Origin of the sequence: Bowmanella yangjiangensis (assembly GCF_017255015.1) — a bacterium.
GTDB lineage: Bacteria > Pseudomonadota > Gammaproteobacteria > Enterobacterales > Alteromonadaceae > Bowmanella > Bowmanella yangjiangensis.
Genome location: NZ_JAFKCS010000851.1, coordinates 1 through 302 on the forward strand (window position 1 = coordinate 1; position 302 = coordinate 302).

The 302-nt window shown below is 65.6% G+C and carries 1 protein-coding gene; it reads right to left on the reverse strand.

Annotated features, from left to right (window positions below; all coding sequences use genetic code 11):
- Positions 1–302 (reverse strand): polysaccharide lyase family 7 protein (locus J0A65_RS26940; RefSeq protein WP_206597227.1); only part of this gene is annotated, 302 nt, incomplete at both ends.

A 302-nucleotide genomic window follows, 5' to 3' on the forward strand; every position in this document is an offset into this window, starting at 1 on the left:
AGCAGGATGTTCTTCACTTCACTGTCGCCCGGCCGGGCGCGCAGCAGCAGTTCGATGCGGCCGACACCGCGAAGGTAGTGATACTGCAGCTTGAGCAGCGGATCGTTCTGGCTGCCGGGTACGTCCGTGCTGTGGATCTGCCCGATCACCACCTTGTTGCGACTCGGCACCTGGTCGACCTGCAGCACCGCGCTCAGGTAGCTGTCCGAACTGGCGTGCAGCCAGTTGTCGAGGCTGCCGTCACGCAGGGTTTCGCGCAGCTCGCTGCGCGGGTAGCGGGCATCAGCCGTGCGTGAGCCGGT